19 protein-coding genes and 1 pseudogene are annotated in these 19,468 nt (G+C 61.2%); 15 read left to right on the top strand and 5 right to left on the bottom strand.

Annotated elements, in window-relative coordinates; all coding sequences use genetic code 11:
* Nucleotides 1-41 precede the first annotated feature (41 nt).
* From BLR69_RS18590 to BLR69_RS18525, 14 genes and pseudogenes are all read left to right on the top strand, one after another.
* Nucleotides 42-2,027, top strand: coding sequence for a PAS domain-containing sensor histidine kinase (locus tag BLR69_RS18590; protein ID WP_071494309.1), 1,986 nt, complete (start codon nucleotides 42-44; stop codon nucleotides 2,025-2,027).
* 18 nt (nucleotides 2,028-2,045) lie between these two features.
* The gene (locus BLR69_RS18585) at nucleotides 2,046-2,675 is read left to right on the top strand and encodes a response regulator (protein ID WP_016977885.1); all 630 of its coding nucleotides are present in this window, start codon (nucleotides 2,046-2,048) and stop codon (nucleotides 2,673-2,675) included.
* A gap of 224 nt (nucleotides 2,676-2,899) precedes the next feature.
* Nucleotides 2,900-4,012: pseudogene (locus tag BLR69_RS18580) on the top strand (ABC transporter ATP-binding protein).
* Between the two features lie 43 nt (nucleotides 4,013-4,055).
* On the top strand, nucleotides 4,056-5,096 hold the full coding sequence (locus BLR69_RS18575) for an ABC transporter substrate-binding protein (RefSeq protein WP_071494308.1): 1,041 nt from the start codon (nucleotides 4,056-4,058) through the stop codon (nucleotides 5,094-5,096).
* A 156-nt stretch (nucleotides 5,097-5,252) separates the two neighbouring features.
* Entirely contained in the window at nucleotides 5,253-6,485 is a 1,233-nt protein-coding gene (locus BLR69_RS18570) for an ABC transporter permease (protein ID WP_071494307.1), read from the top strand.
* 12 nt (nucleotides 6,486-6,497) lie between these two features.
* Nucleotides 6,498-7,322 (top strand): ABC transporter permease, encoded by an 825-nt coding sequence (locus tag BLR69_RS18565; protein ID WP_017739612.1) that lies wholly within the window; start codon nucleotides 6,498-6,500, stop codon nucleotides 7,320-7,322.
* A gap of 85 nt (nucleotides 7,323-7,407) precedes the next feature.
* Nucleotides 7,408-8,556, top strand: coding sequence for an iron-containing alcohol dehydrogenase (locus BLR69_RS18560; protein WP_071494306.1), 1,149 nt, complete (start codon nucleotides 7,408-7,410; stop codon nucleotides 8,554-8,556).
* An 84-nt stretch (nucleotides 8,557-8,640) separates the two neighbouring features.
* Nucleotides 8,641-9,315 carry a ribulose-phosphate 3-epimerase gene (gene rpe, locus BLR69_RS18555; RefSeq protein ID WP_025857056.1) on the top strand — a complete coding sequence of 225 codons (675 nt, stop codon included), beginning with the start codon at nucleotides 8,641-8,643 and terminating at the stop codon, nucleotides 9,313-9,315.
* Nucleotides 9,312-10,130 carry a phosphoglycolate phosphatase gene (locus BLR69_RS18550; protein ID WP_071494305.1) on the top strand — a complete coding sequence of 273 codons (819 nt, stop codon included), beginning with the start codon at nucleotides 9,312-9,314 and terminating at the stop codon, nucleotides 10,128-10,130. Before rpe ends, BLR69_RS18550 begins: the two co-directional genes overlap by 4 nt.
* Nucleotides 10,131-10,200: 70 nt before the next feature.
* Nucleotides 10,201-11,682 carry an anthranilate synthase component I gene (gene trpE / locus BLR69_RS18545; protein WP_025857058.1) on the top strand — a complete coding sequence of 494 codons (1,482 nt, stop codon included), beginning with the start codon at nucleotides 10,201-10,203 and terminating at the stop codon, nucleotides 11,680-11,682.
* 10 nt (nucleotides 11,683-11,692) lie between these two features.
* Nucleotides 11,693-12,286, top strand: a complete 594-nt coding sequence (locus tag BLR69_RS18540; RefSeq protein WP_071490220.1) for an aminodeoxychorismate/anthranilate synthase component II — start codon at nucleotides 11,693-11,695, stop codon at nucleotides 12,284-12,286.
* Nucleotides 12,287-12,295: 9 nt separating this feature from the next.
* Nucleotides 12,296-13,345, top strand: coding sequence for an anthranilate phosphoribosyltransferase (trpD, locus tag BLR69_RS18535; protein WP_071494304.1), 1,050 nt, complete (start codon nucleotides 12,296-12,298; stop codon nucleotides 13,343-13,345).
* A complete protein-coding gene (gene trpC, locus BLR69_RS18530) occupies nucleotides 13,342-14,178 on the top strand; it encodes an indole-3-glycerol phosphate synthase TrpC (RefSeq protein WP_071494303.1) in 837 nt (278 codons plus the stop codon). Before trpD ends, trpC begins: the two co-directional genes overlap by 4 nt.
* Before the next feature lie 160 nt (nucleotides 14,179-14,338).
* The gene (locus BLR69_RS18525) at nucleotides 14,339-15,034 is read left to right on the top strand and encodes a lipoate--protein ligase family protein (RefSeq protein ID WP_071494302.1); all 696 of its coding nucleotides are present in this window, start codon (nucleotides 14,339-14,341) and stop codon (nucleotides 15,032-15,034) included.
* Here BLR69_RS18525 and crp read toward each other — a convergent pair.
* Nucleotides 15,031-15,675, bottom strand: a complete 645-nt coding sequence (gene crp, locus BLR69_RS18520) for a cAMP-activated global transcriptional regulator CRP (protein WP_071494301.1) — start codon at nucleotides 15,673-15,675, stop codon at nucleotides 15,031-15,033. The two genes, BLR69_RS18525 and crp, sit on opposite strands and share 4 nt — an antisense overlap.
* 246 nt (nucleotides 15,676-15,921) lie before the next feature.
* Between crp and BLR69_RS18515 the strand changes: the two genes are divergently transcribed.
* Complete coding sequence (locus BLR69_RS18515) at nucleotides 15,922-16,344, top strand: OsmC family protein (RefSeq protein WP_005792019.1); 423 nt, start codon at nucleotides 15,922-15,924, stop codon at nucleotides 16,342-16,344.
* A gap of 126 nt (nucleotides 16,345-16,470) precedes the next feature.
* On the opposite strand, the gene coq7 is transcribed toward BLR69_RS18515, so the two are convergent.
* The 4 genes from coq7 to BLR69_RS18495 form a co-directional block, all read right to left on the bottom strand.
* The gene (gene coq7, locus BLR69_RS18510; protein ID WP_015886151.1) at nucleotides 16,471-17,118 is read right to left on the bottom strand and encodes a 2-polyprenyl-3-methyl-6-methoxy-1,4-benzoquinone monooxygenase; all 648 of its coding nucleotides are present in this window, start codon (nucleotides 17,116-17,118) and stop codon (nucleotides 16,471-16,473) included.
* Nucleotides 17,119-17,234: 116 nt separating this feature from the next.
* Nucleotides 17,235-17,573, bottom strand: a complete 339-nt coding sequence (locus tag BLR69_RS18505; RefSeq protein ID WP_010206940.1) for a histidine triad nucleotide-binding protein — start codon at nucleotides 17,571-17,573, stop codon at nucleotides 17,235-17,237.
* Nucleotides 17,574-17,619: 46 nt separating this feature from the next.
* The gene (locus BLR69_RS18500) at nucleotides 17,620-18,408 is read right to left on the bottom strand and encodes an SDR family NAD(P)-dependent oxidoreductase (RefSeq protein ID WP_071494300.1); all 789 of its coding nucleotides are present in this window, start codon (nucleotides 18,406-18,408) and stop codon (nucleotides 17,620-17,622) included.
* A gap of 63 nt (nucleotides 18,409-18,471) precedes the next feature.
* A complete protein-coding gene (locus BLR69_RS18495; protein ID WP_071494299.1) occupies nucleotides 18,472-19,434 on the bottom strand; it encodes a DUF805 domain-containing protein in 963 nt (320 codons plus the stop codon).
* Between the last annotated feature and the right edge of the window lie 34 nt (nucleotides 19,435-19,468).

The raw sequence follows: 19,468 nt of genomic DNA, 5'->3' as shown, positions 1-19,468 counted from the left end.
ATGGGTTGGTCAGTATTTGTCAGTGATGTGAGACGTCAATCATGGTTTTTCGCTGTCTGCTGGTTATCGGCTGTTGGTGCCTTGCCTTGATGGCCAATGCCGCCACTGTGCCCGCCACGCCCCAGGCGCAGCTCAATGCGCAGCAACGCGAGTGGCTGGCCCAGCACCCGGAGCTGCGGGTGGGCCTGGTGTTGCAGGCGCCCTACGCGCAATACGACCGGCGTTTGCAACGGCTGTCCGGGGCGAACGTCGAGTTGATGCAGTGGTTGGCCAGGGCACTGAACATCGAGCTGACCTGGCGCAACTTCCCCAACCAGGAGCAACTGGAAGCCGCCGTGCGCGAGGGCGAAGTGGACATCGCCCCCGGCCTGCAACAAACCCCGGCCGGTTTACGCCTATGGTTGTTCACCGACCCTTATATGCGTGTGCCGCAGCACATTGTCGGTATCCGCGAGGGCGCTGGTGCGGTGGAGTTGGAGAAACTCGATGAGCAATCCCGCGTCGCCGTGCGCATGCCCAGCGCCGTGGCGGACTACCTGCGCAGCACCTACCCCGGCCTCAACCTGCAAGGCGTGCCGATGGAGCGCCAGGCCCTGCAGCTATTGGTGAGCCAGCAGGCACGCTACGCAGTGGTGGATGAGGCGCAATTGAGTCGCTTGTCCGGCGAGGCGGAGTTCGCCGGGCTGGCGGTGGTGGGGGATATCGGCCTGCCACAGTTGCTGCGGGTGGCCACGCGCCGGGAGTGGCCGGAGCTGGCCAGCATCATGGAAAGCGCCTTGCGCGCCATCCCCGCCCGCGACCTGGACCAATTGCATAGCCGCTGGCTGCAACCCAAGTACCCACGCCTGACGGAAACCCCGGGTCTGTGGCAAAACCTCAGCCTGTTGCTGGGCCTGTTTTTGCTCGCCAGTCTGGCTGTCGTGTTCTGGCAGCGCCGCCAGCAACGGGTGCTCGAACATGGCCTACTGGCCGCCCGCGAAGAAAGCGCCGCCCGCGCCGAAGCCTTGCGGCTGACGCAGTTTTCCATTGATCAGAGCACCGTGGGCATCTTGTGGGTCAACTGGGACAGTCATGTGCGCTACGCCAATCGCGCCGCTGAAAGCATGCTGGGCTACGGCTCCGGAGCACTGATCGAGCGGCCATTGGCTGACCTGGATCCAAGCCTGGACATGGACCGCTGGCTCAACCTGTGGAAACGCGCGCGAGCCAGCGAAGACGGCCCGCAGAACTTTGCCGCCGATTGCCGGCGTGCCGATGGCAGCATCCTGCCGACCAACGTGTCCTTGAGTTTTCTGCGGTTTGCCGAGGCTGAATACCTGGTGGTCTACCTTAACGACGTCACCGAGTTGCGCCGGACGTTGGCCGCGTTACTGCAAAGTGAAGCGCAGCTGCGCGAACTGTCCGCGCACCTGGAAACGGTGCGTGAAGAAGAAAAGGCCCGTATCGCCCGTGAAGTGCACGACGAACTCGGGCAGATGCTCACAGTGCTCAAGCTCGAAACCTCGATGTGCGAGCTGGCCTATGCGCAACTCGACCCCGGTTTGCACGAGCGCTTGAACAGCATGAAGCGCCTGATCGCCCAGTTATTCCAATTGGTACGCGATGTGGCGACGGCGCTGCGCCCGCCGATCCTGGATGCCGGCATTGCCTCGGCCATCGAATGGCAGGCGCGACGTTTCGAGGCGCGCACACAAATCCCCTGCCTGGTCCAGGTGCCGGATAATCTTCCGACCCTGAGCGATGCCAAGGCCATCGGCCTGTTCCGCATCCTGCAGGAGGCGCTGACCAATGTGATGCGCCATGCCCAGGCGCATACTGTCGAACTGACCTTGGCATTGGAAGGCACGCATCTGCGGCTGACCATCAGTGATGACGGCGTCGGTTTCGTCCAGGCCCAGGGCCGTCCCGTATCGTTCGGCCTGGTCGGTATGCGCGAGCGGGTGCTGATCATGGGCGGGCAATTAAGCCTGGACAGCGAGTTGGGGGAGGGCACCACCCTGAGTGTCACGGTGCCGTTGGATGCATAACACCAAGAGGAAAGCCCTGTGATCCGTGTACTGGTAGCCGAAGACCACACCATTGTTCGTGAAGGCATCAAGCAGTTGATCGGCCTGGCCAAGGACCTGCTGGTGGTCGGTGAGGCGAGCAATGGCGAGCAGTTGCTGGAGACCTTGCGCCACGTGGCCTGCGAGGTGGTGCTGCTGGACATCTCGATGCCCGGCGTCAACGGCCTGGAAGCGATTGCGCGCATCCGTGCGCTGAACAATCCGCCGGCCATCCTGGTGTTGTCGATGCACGACGAAGCGCAAATGGCCGCCCGTGCCTTGAAGGTGGGTGCCGCGGGTTATGCCACCAAGGACAGTGACCCGGCGCTGTTGCTCACGGCGATCCGCAAAGTAGCGGCCGGCGGGCGCTACATCGACCCGGACCTGGCTGACCGCATGGTCTTCGAAGTCGGCCTCACCGACACCCGGCCGTTGCATTCGCTGCTTTCCGAGCGCGAGTTCTCGGTTTTCGAACGCCTGGCCCAGGGTGCCAATGTCAACGATATCGCCCAGCAGTTGGCGCTGAGTAGCAAGACCATCAGCACCCACAAGGCGCGGTTGATGCAGAAGCTCAATATCACCTCGCTGGCCGAGTTGGTGAAGTACGCCATGGAGCACAAGCTGCTCTAAGCACATACCTGATAACGACACCGCGAAAAACCCGCCGAGCCCATTCTTGCCGCTTGCCGCTCACCCCTTGGCGCTGCACCGTCCCGTATGCGTCATCTGTGTAGGGCAATCCCTACCCCCAACCTTCCATCCGGCTGATGCAATTCTCTCCTGGCCCCCGATTTCCGGGGCCTTGCGCCTGGACTACGCTTGTTCCACAGCAGTCCAAACAAAAAGGTGCGGGTATGAGCGAGGTGGATTCAAATGATGTGCTGGTCAGCTTTCGTGGCGTGCAGAAGAGCTACGACGGCGAGAACCTGATCGTCAAAGACCTCAACCTGGAGATTCGCAAGGGCGAGTTCCTCACCCTGCTCGGGCCTTCCGGTTCGGGCAAGACCACCAGCCTGATGATGCTCGCCGGCTTCGAGACGCCGACCGCAGGGGAAATCCAGCTGGCCGGGCGGTCCATCAACAACGTGCCGCCGCACAAGCGTGACATCGGCATGGTGTTCCAGAACTACGCCTTGTTCCCGCACATGACCGTCGCCGAGAACCTGGCGTTCCCGCTGTCGGTACGGGGCTTGAGCAAGACCGATATCAGCGAGCGGGTCAAACGCGTGTTGAGCATGGTCCAGCTCGATGCCTTCGCCCAGCGCTACCCGGCGCAACTCTCTGGCGGCCAGCAACAGCGAGTGGCGCTGGCCCGGGCGCTGGTGTTCGAACCGCAATTGGTGCTGATGGACGAACCCCTCGGCGCCCTCGACAAGCAACTGCGCGAACACATGCAGATGGAAATCAAGCACCTGCACCAGCGTCTCGGTGTGACCGTGGTGTATGTGACCCATGACTAGGGCGAGGCGCTGACCATGTCCGACCGCGTGGCGGTGTTCCATCAGGGCGAGATCCAACAGATCGCCGCGCCGCGCACCTTGTACGAAGAACCGAAGAACACCTTCGTCGCCAACTTCATCGGTGAGAACAACCGCCTCAATGGCCGCCTGCACAGCCACACCGGCGAGCGCTGCGTAGTGGAGCTGGCGCGGGGTGAGAAGGTCGAGGCGCTGGCGGTGAACGTCGGCCAGGTCGGCGGCCCGGTAACCCTCTCGGTGCGCCCGGAGCGCGTCAGCCTCAATGGTTCCAGCGAAAGCTGCGTCAACCGTTTCTCGGGGCGGGTGGCGGAATTCATCTACCTGGGCGACCACGTGCGCGTGCGCCTGGAAGTCTGCGGCAAGACCGATTTTTTTGTGAAACAACCGATTGCCGAGCTGGACCCAGCCCTGGCGGTCGGCGACGTGGTACCGATTGGCTGGCAAGTCGAGCACGTTCGCGCACTCGACCCACTTCTAGAGGCGAATTGATCGCCCCCTGGCTTCACCAACCCTGCACGTGGAGAGAACAACAATGTTGAGATCCCTTAAGTATTCGGCGCTGGCCATTGGCTTGATCGGCGCAACCCAGGCCATGGCCGGCCCGGACCTGACGGTCGTGTCCTTCGGTGGCGCGAACAAGGCGGCCCAGGTCAAGGCGTTCTACGCGCCGTGGGAAAGAGCGGGCAATGGCAAGATCGTCGCCGGCGAGTACAACGGTGAAATGGCCAAGGTGAAAGCCATGGTCGACACCAAAAGCGTGTCCTGGGACCTGGTGGAAGTGGAATCGCCGGAACTGTCCCGCGGTTGCGACGAAGACATGTTCGAGCCGCTGGACCCGAAACTGTTCGGCAACACCGCCGACTACGTGAAAGGCGCGATCCAGCCTTGCGGCGTGGGTTTCTTCGTGTGGTCGACCGTGCTGGCCTACAACGCCGACAAACTCACCTCCGCCCCCACCAGTTGGGCAGATTTCTGGGACACCAAGAAATTCCCGGGCAAGCGCGGCCTGCGTAAAGGCGCCAAGTACACCCTGGAATTCGCCTTGATGGCCGACGGCGTGGCGCCGAAAGACGTGTACAAAGTGTTGGCCGGTAAAGATGGCCAGGACCGTGCATTCAAGAAACTCGATGAACTCAAACCGTCGATCCAGTGGTGGGAAGCCGGCGCACAGCCGCCGCAGTACCTCGCTTCCGGTGATGTGGTGATGAGCTCGGCCTACAACGGCCGCATCGCCGCCGTACAGAAAGAAAGCAACCTCAAGGTGGTGTGGAACGGCGGCATCTACGACTTCGACGCCTGGGCCATCCCTAAAGGCCTGGCCAAGGACCGTGCCGAAGCGGCGAAGAAATTCATCGCCTTCTCGGTACAACCTCAGCAACAGAAGACCTACTCGGAAAACATCGCCTACGGCCCGGCCAACACCCAAGCCGTGCCGTTGCTGGCCAAGGACATCCTCAAGGACATGCCGACCACCCCGGAAAACATCGCCAACCAGGTGCAGATCGATGTGAGCTTCTGGGCGGATAACGGCGAGCAGCTGGAGCAGCGCTTCAACTCTTGGGCGGCCAAGTAACAACTGTGTGTGAACCCCTGTAGGAGCGAGCTTGCTCGCGAAGATCGTTAACGAAAACGCAGCGTGTCTGGTTTGACGCGGCGCTCTCAGGTTCTTCGCGAGCAAGCTCGCTCCTACAGAGGGATAGCGATTCATTTTTAATATCCGGAGTTTGTCATGGTCATCGCTGCTCCCAGTCCCACTCTAAAACAGCGCCTGGCGCGTGCCGAGCGGCTCAATCGCTGGAAGGCCCAGGCCTTGATTGCGCCGCTGGTGCTGTTCTTGCTGCTGGTGTTCCTGGTGCCGATCATTGCGTTGCTGTTCAAGAGCGTCGGCAACCAGGAAGTGGTGGGTGGCTTGCCGCGTACCGTGGTTGCGGTGACGGCCTGGGACGGCCGTGGCTTGCCGGGTGAACCGGTGTACCAGGCCCTCAGCGAGGATCTGGGCGAAGCGCGCAAGAACCAGACCCTGGGCGATCTGTCCAAGCGCTTGAACATGGAACTGGCCGGCTACCGCAGCCTGCTGACCAAAACCGCGCGGGCGCTGCCGTTCAGTGAAGCGCCCGGCTCTTATAAAGAAGCGTTGGAAAACCTCGATGAACGCTGGGGCGACCCGGCGTACTGGCAGGCGATCCGGCGCAACACCAGCAGTCTGACGCCGTTCTACCTGCTGGCGGCCGTCGACCATCGCATCGACGACCTTGGCGAAGTCGCCCCGGCCACGCCGGACCAGGCGATCTACCTGGACATCTTCGCCCGTACCTTCTGGATGGGCCTGGTGATTACGGCCATCTGCCTGCTGCTGGCCTATCCCTTGGCGTACCTGCTGGCCAACCTGCCGGCGCGCAAGAGCAACTTGCTGATGATCCTGGTGTTGTTGCCGTTCTGGACCTCGATCCTGGTACGGGTAGCGGCGTGGATCGTGTTGCTGCAATCGGGCGGCCTGATCAACAGCGCGTTGATGGGCATGGGCCTGATCGATAAACCCTTGGAGCTGGTGTTCAACCGCACCGGGGTCTACATCTCGATGGTGCACATTCTGCTGCCGTTCATGATCCTGCCGATCTACAGCGTGATGAAGGGCATCTCGCCCACCTACATGCGTGCGGCTATTTCCCTGGGTTGCCACCCGTTCACCAGCTTCTGGCGCGTGTACTTCCCGCAGACCTATGCCGGCGTCGGCGCCGGCTGCCTATTGGTGTTCATCCTGGCGATTGGTTACTACATCACCCCGGCCCTGCTGGGCAGCCCGAACGACCAGATGGTCAGCTACTTCGTGGCGTTCTACACCAACACCAGTATCAACTGGGGCATGGCGACGGCGTTGGGCGGCTTGCTGCTGCTGGCCACCGTGGTGCTGTACCTGATCTACAACCGGCTGGTGGGCGCCAGTCGCCTGCGCCTGAGCTGAGGAGACCTTGCGATGCTGAGCCCTTATATGTCGCCCGTTGAACGGGTCTGGTTCTACAGCTTGCGGATCCTCTGCGGCTTGATCCTGTTGTTCTTGATCCTGCCGGTGCTGGTGATCATCCCGCTGTCGTTCAACAGCGGCAGTTTCCTGGTGTACCCGCTGCAAGGTTTTTCGCTGCACTGGTACCAGGATTTCTTCGCCTCCGCCGAGTGGATGCGGGCGCTGAAGAACAGCATCATCGTTGCGCCGGCGGCCACGGTGTTGGCGATGGTCTTCGGCACTCTGGCGGCCATCGGGCTGACCCGTGGCAATTTCCCCGGCAAGGCGCTGGTGATGGCGCTGGTGATTTCACCGATGGTGGTGCCGGTGGTGATTATCGGTGTGGCCAGCTACCTGTTCTTTGCACCGTTGGGCCTGGGCAACAGCTTCTTCTCGTTGATCGTGGTGCATGCGGTGCTGGGCGTACCGTTTGTGATCATCACGGTGTCGGCCACGTTGCAGGGGTTCAACCACAACCTGGTGCGGGCGGCCGCCAGTCTCGGGGCTTCGCCACTCACGGCATTCCGCCGGGTGACCTTGCCGTTGATCGCGCCGGGGGTAATTTCCGGCGCGCTGTTTGCCTTCGCCACGTCGTTCGATGAAGTGGTGGTGACGCTGTTCCTCGCCGGCCCTGAGCAAGCGACTTTGCCGCGCCAGATGTTCAGCGGCATCCGCGAAAACCTCAGCCCGACGATCGCGGCGGCGGCAACCTTGTTGATTGCCTTCTCGGTGTTGCTGTTGTTGACCCTGGAATGGCTGCGTGGGCGTAGCGAGAAATTGCGTACAGCGCAGGTGTAAAGACCATTCGCCCGATGAATGGCTGACAACACGCCATAAGGAGCTACTCTTGTGCCAGCCCATTTCTTAATAAGAGGCCGCGCACATGAGTACTTCCTCATTCAAGATCGCCCACAAACTGCTGACCGGCGCTGGCGCCATCGAACAACTGGCCTTTGAGCTCACCCGCCTGGATGTGGACAACCCGCTGATCGTCACCGACGCCGCGCTGGTCAAGTCCGGCACCGTCGCGCTGGCCCTCGAACACTTGGGCGAGCGCACCTACGAAATTTTCGACCGCGTACTGCCCGACCCGGAAATCGCCATCGTCGAAGATTGCATGCGCGCTTACCGCGAAGGCGGGCATGACGGCCTGATCGGCATGGGCGGTGGCAGCGCCATCGATATCGCCAAAAGTGTTGCCGCCTACGCCGGTTACCACGGTGCGCTGGCGGACCTCTTTGGCGTCGACCAGGTGCCGCGCAAAGGCCCGCCGCTGATTGCCATCCCGACCACGGCCGGCACGGGTTCGGAGGTGACCAATGTGGCGATCCTCTCCGACAAGGCCGCACAGCTTAAAAAAGGCATCGTCAGCGACTACCTGCTCCCGGATGTGGCGCTGATCAGCCCGCAAATGACCCTGACCTGCCCGCGCAGCGTCACCGCCGCCAGTGGCGTAGATGCGCTGGTGCATGCCATCGAATCCTACCTGTCGCTGAATGCCTCGCCGATCACTGATGCGTTGGCGATTGGCGCGATCAAGCTGATCGCCAATGCATTGCCCAAGGCCTACGCCAACCCGGCCAACCTGCAGGCCCGCGACGACATGGCCACTGCCAGCCTGATGGCCGGCATGGCGTTCGGCAATGCCGGGGTGGGGGCGGTGCATGCGTTGGCGTATCCGCTGGGTGGGCGCTTCAATATCGCCCACGGCGTGAGCAATGCGTTGTTGCTGCCCTACGTGATGCACTGGAACAAGCTGGCCTGTGTCGAGCGCATGCAGGACATCGCCCAGGCGATGGGCGTGAATGTCACCGGCTTGAGCGTCAACGATGCCGCCGACCAAGCCGTCGAGGCGATGACGCGACTGTGTGCCGCAGTGGAGATCCCGGCGGGCTTGCGCAGTTTCGGGGTGCCCGAGGACGCGATCCCAGCCATGGCGGTAGAAGCGGCGGGTATTGAGCGCTTGATGCGCAACAATCCACGCAAGCTCAGCGCGGCCGATATCGAGAAAATCTATCGGGCGGCTTACTAACCGTTGAGTTAGGTCACGGTGCGCGCGGCAAAGCATGAGGTATACAATGCGCGCCATCGTGATTTAGCTCAAAAAAGGTGCGTCATGCAGCCCTTCGTCATTGCTCCATCGATTCTCTCCGCCGACTTCGCCCGCCTGGGTGAGGAAGTGGACAAGGTGTTGGCCGCGGGTGCCGACTTCGTGCACTTCGATGTCATGGACAACCACTACGTACCCAACCTGACCATCGGCCCGATGGTGTGTGCGGCGCTGCGCAAGTATGGCATCACCGCGCCGATCGATGCGCACCTGATGGTCAGTCCGGTGGATCGCATCATCGGTGACTTCGTGGAAGCCGGCGCGACCTACATCACCTTCCATCCGGAAGCCTCGCTGCACGTCGACCGCACCCTGCAACTGATCCGCGAAGGCGGCTGCAAGGCGGGCCTGGTGTTCAACCCGGCCACGCCGTTGAGTGTGCTCGAGTACGTGATGGACAAGGTCGACATGATCCTGCTGATGAGCGTCAACCCAGGCTTTGGCGGGCAGAAGTTCATTCCGGGCACCCTGAACAAGCTGCGTGAAGCCCGCGCGCTGATCGATGCTTCCGGCCGCGACATCCGCCTGGAGATCGACGGCGGGGTCAACGTCAACAATATCCGTGAAATCGCAGCGGCCGGTGCCGACACTTTCGTGGCCGGCTCGGCGATCTTCAATGCACCGGACTACCAGGAAGTCATCGACAAGATGCGTGCCGAACTGGCGCTGGCGCGTCCATGAGCGGCTTTGAGCAGCTGTTCCCCGGCAAATTGCCACGGCTGGTGATGTTCGATCTGGACGGTACCTTGATCGACTCGGTGCCCGACCTGGCGGCGGCGGTGGACGAGATGCTGCTCAAGCTGGGGCGCAAGCCCGCCGGGATCGAGTCGGTGCGTGAGTGGGTCGGCAACGGCGTGCACATGCTGGTACGCCGGGCCTTGGCCAACCATATCGATGCCGAAGGTGTCGATGAGGTCGAGGCTGAACACGCCCTGGAACTGTTCAACGCCGCCTATGAAGACGGCCACGAACTGACCGTGGTTTACCCCGGCGTGCGTGACACCCTCAAATGGCTGAGCAAGCAGGGCGTAGAAATGGCCCTGATCACCAACAAGCCGGAACGCTTCGTCGCGCCGCTGCTGGACCAGATGAAAATCGGTCGGTATTTCCGGTGGATCATCGGTGGCGACACTCTGCCGCAGAAAAAACCCGACCCGGCGGCGCTGTTTTTCGTGATGAAAATGGCCAATATCCCGGCTTCGCAGTCGTTGTTTGTCGGCGATTCGCGCAGTGATGTGCAGGCGGCGAAGGCCGCAGGTGTGCAGTGTGTGGCCCTCAGCTACGGCTATAACCATGGTCGGCCGATCGCCGAAGAGTCGCCGGCAATGGTCATTGATGACCTGCGCCTGTTAATCCCCGGTTGCTTGGGAGCGGGCGCTGAGATAACGTTGCCCGATACCGATCCGTCCCCTTCTGGAAATTCCATCGTGGTGGTCACTCGCAAACTCTGGATGAAAGTCATCAAGGCCCTGGCCCGCTGGCGTTGGCGCGCCTGACTGATCCTGGCCGCGCCCTGCGGCACGTTTGCATACCTGACTGTTAGACCCTCAAGCCACGAGGCATATCATGACCCGCGAAGAATTCCTGCGTTTGGCCGCTGCCGGCTACAACCGCATTCCCCTGGCCTGCGAAACCCTGGCCGACTTCGACACGCCGCTGTCGATCTATCTGAAACTGGCCGACGAGCCTAATTCCTACCTGCTCGAGTCGGTACAGGGCGGCGAGAAGTGGGGGCGTTACTCGATCATAGGCCTGCCGTGCCGCACGGTGCTGCGGGTACATGACCATCATGTGAGCATTACCCATGATGGCGTCGAGATCGAAAGCCATGATGTCGAAGACCCGTTGGCGTTCGTCGAAGCCTTCAAGGCGCGCTACAACGTGCCGACCATTGCCGGCCTGCCGCGCTTCAACGGCGGCCTGGTGGGGTACTTCGGTTATGACTGCGTGCGTTATGTGGAAAAACGTTTGGGCAAGTGCCCGAATCCGGACCCGCTGGGCGTGCCGGACATCCTGCTGATGGTCTCCGATGCGGTCGTGGTGTTCGACAACCTCGCCGGCAAGATGCACGCAATCGTGCTTGCCGACCCGTCCCAGGCCGATGCGTTCGAGCAAGGCCGTGCCAGCCTCGAAGCCCTGCTGGAAAAACTGCGCCAGCCGATCACTCCGCGTCGCGGCCTGGACCTCAGCCGTCCGCCGGCGGCCGACCCGGTGTTTCGCTCCAGCTTTACCCAGGATGATTACGAGCGCGCTGTCGATACCATCAAGGAATACATCCTCGCCGGTGACTGTATGCAGGTGGTGCCGTCGCAACGTATGTCCATCGACTTCAAGGCTGCGCCGATCGATCTGTACCGTGCATTGCGCTGCTTCAACCCCACGCCGTACATGTACTTCTTCAACTTTGGTGACTTCCACGTGGTAGGCAGCTCGCCAGAAGTGCTGGTACGTGTCGAAGACAACCTGATCACCGTGCGCCCGATCGCCGGCACGCGCCCACGGGGTGCGACTGAAGAAGCCGACCTGGCGCTGGAAGAAGACCTGCTGAGCGACGACAAGGAAATCGCCGAGCACCTGATGCTCATCGACCTGGGCCGTAACGACACTGGGCGGGTCTCGGAAATCGGTTCGGTGAAGCTCACCGAGAAGATGGTGATCGAGCGTTACTCCAATGTGATGCATATCGTCTCCAACGTTACCGGCGAGTTGAAGGCTGGCCTGACCGCGATGGACGCGTTGCGCGCGATTCTGCCGGCGGGCACCTTGTCGGGTGCGCCGAAGATCCGCGCGATGGAAATCATCGACGAGCTGGAGCCGGTCAAGCGCGGCGTCTACGGCGGCGCCGTGGGTTATTTCGCCTGGAACGGCAACATGGACACAGCCATTGCGATTCGCACGGCCGTGATCAAGGACGGGGAGCTGCACGTGCAGGCCGGTGGCGGGATTGTCGCCGACTCGGTGCCGGCCCTCGAATGGGAAGAAACCCTGAACAAGCGCCGCGCGATGTTCCGCGCCGTTGCGCTGGCTGAACAGACCCCCAATTCCTGAGGTTTCCCCCATGTTGCTGATGATTGATAACTACGATTCCTTTACCTACAACGTTGTGCAGTACCTGGGCGAGCTGGGTGCAGAGGTCAAGGTGGTGCGCAACGACGAACTGACCGTCGCCGAGATCGCTGCCCTGAACCCGGAGCGCATCGTGGTTTCGCCCGGCCCGTGCACGCCGACTGAGGCGGGCATTTCCCTGGAAGCGATCCAGTATTTCGCCGGCAAGCTGCCGATCCTGGGCGTATGCCTGGGCCACCAGTCCATCGGCCAGGCCTTTGGCGGTGACGTGGTGCGTGCACGGCAGGTGATGCACGGTAAGACCAGTCCGGTATTCCATCATGATCAGGGCGTGTTCCATGGGCTTAACTTGCCGGTGACCGTGACCCGCTACCATTCGCTGGTGGTCAAGCGCGAAACCCTGCCGGATTGCCTGGAACTGACCGCCTGGACCCAACTGGAGGACGGCTCGGTCGACGAGATCATGGGCCTGCGCCACAAGACACTGAATATCGAAGGGGTGCAATTTCACCCCGAGTCGATCCTGACCGAGCAGGGCTACGAGCTGTTCGCCAATTTTCTCAAGCAGAGCGGCGGCACGCGCTAAGGACTTTCCATGGATATCAAGACTGCCCTGAGCCGTATTGTCGGCCACCTGGACCTGAGCACCGCTGAAATGAGCGATGTGATGCGCGAGATCATGACCGGTCAATGCACCGACGCGCAGATCGGCGCGTTCATGATGGCCATGCGTATGAAGAGCGAGAGCATCGACGAGATTGTCGGCGCCGTGTCGGTGATGCGCGAGTTGGCGGACAAGGTTGAGCTCAAGACCCTCGACGGTGTCGTCGACGTGGTTGGCACCGGCGGTGACGGTGCGAACATTTTCAACGTGTCGACGGCGTCTTCTTTTGTCGTCGCAGCGGCGGGCTGCACCGTGGCCAAGCATGGTAACCGTGCGGTCTCCGGCAAGAGCGGCAGTGCCGACTTGCTGGAAGCGGCGGGCATCTACCTGAACCTGACCCCGGTGCAAGTGGCGCGCTGCATCGACAGCGTCGGCATTGGCTTCATGTTTGCCCAGTCCCACCATGGTGCGATGAAGCACGCCGCCGGCCCGCGCAAGGACCTCGGCCTGCGCACCCTGTTCAACATGCTCGGCCCGCTTACGAATCCGGCCGGTGTGAAACACCAGGTGGTGGGCGTGTTCAGCCAGGCGCTGTGCCGACCATTGGCCGAAGTGCTGCAACGCCTGGGCAGCAAGCATGTGCTGGTGGTGCACTCCAAGGATGGCCTGGACGAATTCAGCCTGGCAGCGCCGACCTTCGTGGCGGAGCTGAAGAATGACCAGATCACCGAATACTGGGTCGAACCGGAAGACTTGGGCATGAAGAGCCAGAGCCTGCACGGCCTGGCGGTGGAAAGCCCGGCGGCGTCCCTGGAACTGATTCGCGATGCCCTGGGGCGTCGCAAGACCGAGAACGGGCAAAAAGCGGCTGAGATGATTGTTTTGAACGCTGGCGCGGCACTTTACGCAGCCGATCACGCCTATAGTCTTAAGGAAGGTGTCGCCTTGGCCCACGATGCGCTGCACACCGGTCTGGCTCGTGAGAAGCTCGAAGAGCTGGGAGCATTCACCGCAGTATTCAAGATGGAGAATGAAGGATGAGTGTGCCAACCGTTCTGGAAAAGATCCTGGCCCGCAAGGCTGAAGAAGTCGCCGAGCGCCGTGCCCGCGTGAGCCTGGCCGAGTTGGAAGCCCAGGCAAAGATCGCCGACGCACCCCGCGGCTTCGCCAATGCATTGATCGCCCAGGCCAAGCAGAAGCAACCGGCCGTGATCGCCGAGGTTAAGAAAGCCTCGCCGAGCAAAGGCGTGATTCGCGAACACTTTGTGCCATCGGAAATCGCCGTCAGCTATGAGAAGGGTGGGGCGACTTGCCTGTCCGTGTTGACCGATATCGACTACTTCCAGGGTTCCGACCTGTTCCTGCAGCAGGCTCGCGCCGCGTGCAAGTTGCCGGTGATCCGCAAGGATTTCATGGTCGACCCTTACCAGATCGTCGAAGCCCGTGCCCTGGGCGCCGACTGCGTGCTGCTGATCGTTTCCGCGCTGGATGACGTGAAGATGGCCGAGCTGGCTGCCGTCGCCAAAAGCGTCGGCCTCGACGTGCTGGTGGAAGTGCACGACGGTGATGAGTTGGAACGCGCCCTGAAAACCCTCGACACACCGCTGGTGGGGGTCAACAACCGTAACCTGCACACCTTCGAAGTCAGCCTGGAAAACACCCTCGACCTGCTGCCGCGCATCCCGCGTGACCGTCTGGTGATTACCGAGAGTGGCATCGTCAACCGCGCCGATGTTGAGTTGATGGAGATCAGCGGCGTTTACTCGTTCCTGGTGGGCGAGACGTTCATGCGTGCCGAGAACCCGGGAGCTGAATTGCAGCGCCTATTCTTCCCGGAGCGTGGTGTGGCGGTCAGTGGCTCGACATTAGACTGACTTGAACACGATCAAGATTTGAAATGCAGTCTAAATGTGGGAGCGGGCTTGCTAGCGAAGGCGGTGGGTCAGTCACTGAATATGTGTCTGATGTACCGTATTCGCGAGCAAGCCCGCTCCCACATGGGATCTTGTGTTTATTCAGATAGGTAGGTGTTTGATGGTTAAGCCGGTGTCGATGACTGTTGAAACTGGGTTGGCCGCCGAGCAAGACCTGCTGGCTGCTGTTTGCGCAGGTGAGCGGGAGTATGGGTTGTTGTTCTGGCAACCCAGCGACCAGGCTTTGGTTATGCCGCGTCGGTTGAGCCGCTTGCCGGCCTTTGAAACTGCCAGCCAAGTCTCCGCCGACGCCGGTTGGCCGGTGCTGCTGCGTGAAACCGGCGGCGAGCCGGTGCCGCAGTCGAGCGCCACGGTCAACATCGCCCTGGTCTACGCCCCGCCGCGCAGTGAAGGCGACCAGAATCGTATCGAAACCGGTTACTTGCGTTTATGCCAACCGATCTGCGACTTGCTGATCGAGTTGGGTGGCGAAGCGTCTGTCGGCGAGATCGACGGCGCATTTTGCGACGGTCGCTACAACGTCAATCTCAATGGTCGCAAAATGGTTGGCACTGCCCAGCGCTGGCGTCAAAGCGGGGGGCGCCCGGTGGGCCTGGTGCACGGTGCACTGTTGCTGGAAAACGATCGTGAAGAACTGATCGCGGCGGTCAACCGCTTCAATCAAGCCTGCGGTCTCGACCAACGGGTGCGTGCCGAGAGCCATATCGCCCTGCACGAAGCCTTCCCGGCGCCGGATGCGATCAGCCGGCTCGACACCTTGTACCGTCAGATGTTGGCCAGCTTCCTGCCGGTTTAACGGGTCCCGAACACCACCATCGTCTTGCCTTTGACGTGCACCAGGTTGCGTTCTTCCAGGTCTTTGAGCACGCGTCCGACCATCTCCCGTGAACAGCCGACAATGCGCCCGATTTCCTGGCGCGTGACCTTGATCTGCATGCCATCGGGGTGCGTCATGGCGTCGGGTTGCTTGCACAGGTCAAGCAGGCAGCGGGCAACGCGGCCGGTGACGTCGAAGAATGCCAGGTCGCCGACTTTGCGTGTGGTATCGCGCAGTCGTTGCGCAATCTGGCCGCTGAGGACGTAAAGGATATCCGGGTCGTGCTGGGCCAGTTCGCGGAACTTGGCGTAGCTGATCTCGGCCACTTCGCACTCGACCTTGGCGCGCACCCATGCGCTGCGTTCCTGCTCCTTGCCGGCTTGTTCGAACAGCCCCAGCTCCCCAAAAAAATCCCCGGTGTTCAGGTAGGCGATGATCATTTCGCGACCGTCTTCATCTTCGATCAGGATGGTGACCGAGCCTTTGATGATGAAGAACAGCGTTTCGGAACGTTCGCCGGCGCAGATGATGTTGTGCTTGGCCGGGTAGCGGCGGCGCTGGCAATGCATCAACAGTTTGTCGAGATTCTTGATCTTGGGTATGGGAGTAAGGGCAACCATGGTTGTATCCCGAAAAGACTGCGCGAAATAGTTGGAGTTGTTGTATTCATCGGTATCGGCATTGATACACGCTGTATAAAGGGTGGCATTACGCCATCGATTTGGCGTCAGCTTAACAGACACATTCTGACTCGATTAACCAATTTTCCGCGCAAACCCTGCTATTGATCGCTTTTGTGCGAAACGCTGAGGCACGGAGGCGCTGTGCTAAGCTGGCGACCCTTTTTTTACAGTGGAGTCTGGGCGATGAAGGCACGCATCCAATGGGCGGGCGAAGCCATGTTCCTCGGTGAGTCGGGCAGTGGTCATGTGGTGGTCATGGACGGCCCGCCGGAAGCCGGTGGCCGCAACCTGGGCGTTCGCCCGATGGAAATGCTCCTGCTTGGCGTAGGCGGTTGCAGCAATTTCGACGTGGTCAGCATCCTGAAGAAGTCGCGCCAGGCTGTGGAGAGCTGCGAAGCCTTCCTGGAAGCCGAGCGTGCCACTGAAGATCCGAAGGTATTCACCAAGATCCATATGCATTTCGTGGTGAAGGGCCGGGCGCTGAAAGAGGCGCAGGTGAAGCGCGCTATCGAACTGTCGGCTGAGAAGTATTGCTCGGCGTCGATCATGCTGGGCGCGGCCGGTGTGGCCATCACCCATGATTACGAGATCATCGAGCTGGGTTGATTGACCGAGCACTACTGTAGGAGCGAGCTTGCTCGCGAAAAACTTCAACGATGACGCGGGCATCCAGAATGTCCGAGTCGCCTGAGGCGTTCTTCGCGAGCAAGCTCGCTCCTACAGGGGGTTGCTTTAGATTCGGTACGTGCTTTTAGTCATGACCTTGGCCAATAGGCTCATGCCAAACCGCACCGGCGCTGGAAAGCGAAAACCACCGGCATCCAGTGCGCTTTCTGCGTGATGTTCTTCATCGATACGCATCTGTTCAAGAATGGCCCGGGATTTTTCGTCTTCGGCCGGCAGTTGTTCCAGATGCTCGTCCAGGTGTTTGCACACCTGATGTTCAGTCGCTGCGACAAAGCCCAGGCTGACCTTATCGCTGATCAGGCCGGCAGCGGCGCCGATCCCAAACGATAAACCGTAAAACAGCGGATTCAACACACTTGGGTGACTGCCCAGTTGGCGAATGCGTTGTTCGCACCAGGCCAGGTGATCGATTTCTTCCTCGGCGGCATGCTCCATGGCGGCGCGAACCTGCGGCAGCTTGGCGGTCAGCGCCTGGCCTTGGTACAGCGCCTGGGCACAGACTTCGCCGGTATGGTTGATACGCATCAGGCCGGCGACGTGGCGGGTCTCGGTCTCGCTCATCTGCGCGTCGGGCTGCACGATGGCGGGCGAGGGGCGATACGGTTGGCCGCTGAAGGGCAGCAGCGTGCGCATAGCCATGTCGGCTTGCAGCAACAGACGGTCAATCGGCGAGTAGTGACGTTGGGTAGTCATGCTGACCTCTGGGAAGAATCTCGGCGGCCAGTTTACCGCAAGAGAGGGGCAAGCGTTTGCGTTGCGTCAAGGGCATTGGGTCGCAGCCAGGGGCCGCGACCCTTGTTCGGGGGGAATCAGCCCGGCGGCCAGTTCATCTGGCGCTGACCCAGCACATGCATATGGATGTGATAAACGGTTTGCCCGCCTTTCGGGTTGCAGTTCATCACCACCCGAAAGCCTTCCTCACAGCCTTGTTCCACGGCTAGGCGTTGGGCAGTGAACAGAATATGGCCGGCCAAGGCTTTGTCTTCTTCGGTCAGGTCATTGAGGGTGGGGATGTGCTTCTTGGGAATGACCAGGAAATGCACAGGTGCCGCCGGATGAATGTCCTTGAACGCCAGGACCTGGTCATCTTCGTAGATGATGTCCGCGGGTATTTCTCTGTTGATGATCTTGGTGAACAGAGTATCCACAGCTGTTTCTCCATTATGAAAGTGCAGGGTGAGTGTACCCAGCCAGTCAGCGCGGGCAATAGGCCTTGTTGATGGCGCCGGCGATCTTGCGGGTCAGCCAGCGTGGGCTGAAGCGTGGGCTGAAGGCGATCCAGCGGTTGCGACGGCCAGGAATGATGATGGCTTTGTTCTTTTCCAGGGCGCGCACGGTATAGAGTGCCACTTCTTCGGGGCTCATCAGCTGTTGGCTGCGGTCGAGCTTGGCGGTGTCCATTTGCGCAGTGCCGAAAAATGCGGTGCGCGTCGGGCCGGGGCAGAGGACCGAGACCTTGATGCCGCAGGTCTTCAACTCTTCACGCAGGCCTTCGGAGAAATGCAACACATAGGCTTTGCTGGCGTAGTAGGTACTCATCCAGGGGCCGGGCTGGAATGCCGCCACGGATGCCACGTTGAGAATCTGCCCGCCACCGTGCAGCGCCATGGTGTTGCCAAGGGCGTGGCACATGCGGGTCAGTGCGAGGACGTTGACCTCGATGAGGTCTTGTTCGGTCATCCAGTCCTGGGCCAGGAATGGCCCGCTGGTGCCGATACCGGCGCAGTTCACCAGCAGGTCGATCTGGCGCTCGCCTTCCTCAAGCTCCAGCAGGAACCCGGACAAGCGCAGCGGCTCGCCCAGGTCGCAGGCCCGGAACAGCACCTCGACGCCAAAGCGTTGGGTCAATTCGATTGCAATGCTTTCCAACTGATCACGCTGGCGGGCCACCAGAATCAAGCTGCGGCCGCGGCGGGCCAATGCTTCGGACAATGCCAGGCCGATGCCACTGGAGGCGCCGGTGATCAGAGCGTAACGGGTCATGCCTTTCTCCATCGCAACGCCGCCGTGCCCGTGACAGAGGCATCACAGGCCGGGGGCGTTTCTTCACTGTTCCGGAGAGTCTACAGGTTCGTCTGCTTCATCAGCACTTTGCGCTTCGTCTTCTTCTACAGTCGTAGCTTGATCAGCGTCTTCATCGGAGGTGATGGAGCTGCTTTCATAGCTGCTGTCCATGTTGGCTTCGAGCTGGTTCAGGTAGCCGTTCATGCCCAGGGTGACCACGACGGCCAGCATCACCGGAATAAACGCCAACCACAGTGCCGCCAGGACTTTCACCGCCGTGGAGTTGCGTGGCGGTGGTGCACCGTACTGGTTGGCGCCCGCATTGCCCGGCAATACGAGCAATAGGATCGGGAAGACGCTGTTCACCAGTGGCACCAGGTTGAGGAGGTACAACCAGCCCGACCAGCCCAGGTCATGCAGGCGCTGCACGCCGATCTGCACACTGACCCACACCAGCGCCACAAACAGCGCGAGACCCAGCAGTACACCGATGATGGTGCCCGCAATCGGTGATGCGGTGGCCACGGCAAAGCTGACGGTGCTGATGATGCCGCCCGCAACCAGCATCGCCAGGGTCAGCACCAGGGTCCATGCCAGGTAGCGCAGGCGACCGATGCGGCCATGGATAGTGAAGACTTTGAGAGTGGAGTACTCCGGCAGGTCATCACCTACTGCTGCGCGGGGAGGAGCATAAGGTGAGGCGGCCGGACGAGCGAAGTCAGAGGGGCCGGAATCCGTCTCGTGGGTTTCGGCCAGGCTGAAGGCCACGGGCTGTTCAGGTTCGATACGTGCGTCGACACCGGCGTTTTTCAGCGCGGTGAGGTAGGTTTCCGCATCCGGGCGGGACAGGTCGCGCTTGAGCGCCACCGGGCGGCCGGTAAAGAGCTTCTCGATGGCTTCGACTTCGCTCTTGAACAGCTCGGCCAGGTTCAGTTTGGCCGTGGTGCTTTCGACACCCGGGAGCAAGGCTCCATCAAACACAATCTTGAAACGGTTGTCGCTCATGCGGGCTTCCTTGTCACTTGTTCAGGGAGGTGGT

The sequence above is a fragment of the Pseudomonas azotoformans genome, from assembly GCF_900103345.1.
GTDB lineage: Bacteria > Pseudomonadota > Gammaproteobacteria > Pseudomonadales > Pseudomonadaceae > Aquipseudomonas > Aquipseudomonas azotoformans.
The sequence above is the reverse complement of the archived record's forward strand: the minus strand, read 5'-3'. Positions and strand labels throughout refer to the sequence as shown.